The 851-nt window shown below is 70.0% G+C and carries 1 protein-coding gene and 1 pseudogene; both read left to right on the top strand.

What is annotated here, in order from left to right; all coding sequences use genetic code 11:
- Positions 1-528, top strand: a pseudogene (locus EOA49_RS32215) (helicase); the annotation flags it as partial.
- Between the two features lie 15 nt (positions 529-543).
- The coding region (locus tag EOA49_RS32210) for an RNA-binding S4 domain-containing protein (RefSeq protein ID WP_164749398.1) at positions 544-851 on the top strand (308 nt) is incomplete at its 3' end.

The following is an 851-nucleotide window of genomic DNA, read 5'->3' as shown; positions in this document are numbered from 1 at the left end:
CCCCACGAGGGCGAAAGTGGTGAAGGCGCAGAGCCCCCCGCCGAGCCGGAAGAGCCGAAGCCGATCCTGCTGTGGCGGCAGGCGCGCTTCGACCATTCGCGCCCGCGCCACCGCCATGACAATCGCCGCGACAATCGTCCGCGCAACGGCCAGGCTGCAGGCGATGGCCAGGCGGCTGCCACGGGTGGCCAGGCCGGCGATCGGCCAGCCCGTGAGGGCCGCCGCGACCAGCGCGACGGGGCCGGCAAGCCGCGCTTCGACCGCTCGAAGTTCAAGCCGAGACCGGAACGCGAAGGCGGCGAACGGCGCGAAGGCAGGCCGCAGGGCGAGCGTGCCGATCGCCACGAGGGGGGCCGCCGCGAGGGCCGGCCGGACTGGAAAGGCAACAGGCAGGACGGCAAGGACAATGCCGCAGGCGGCAGCAAGCCGGCCTTCCAGGGCAAACCGCGCGAGGAGCGTCCGCAGCGCTTTGATCCGGATTCACCCTTTGCCAAGCTCGCCGCCTTGCGCGACCAGCTGAAGAAATAGCCTCGGCCGGTCCCGATGGTTGGAGAAGGCCGCCAGCGCATCGACAAATGGCTGTTCTTCTCGCGTGCGGTGAAATCCCGGTCGCTGGCGGCGAAGCTCGTCATTGCCGGGCGCGTCCGCATCAATCGCGACAAAGCAGCGCAGGCCTCCGATCTGGTCAAGGCCGGCGATGTGCTGACCATCACGCTCGACCGCCGAATCCTTGTCTGGAAGGTGCTTGGGCCCGGCGCCCGGCGTGGTCCTGCCGACGAGGCGCGGCTGCTTTACGAGGATATGTCGCCGCCGCCGACGCCCAAGGGCGAGGCGGTTCCTGACGCCATTCC

It is taken from the genome of Mesorhizobium sp. M1A.F.Ca.IN.020.04.1.1 (assembly GCF_003997315.1).
Lineage (GTDB): Bacteria > Pseudomonadota > Alphaproteobacteria > Rhizobiales > Rhizobiaceae > Mesorhizobium.
Note: the sequence above shows the minus strand (reverse complement) of the source record. Positions and strands in the feature narration are given on the sequence as shown.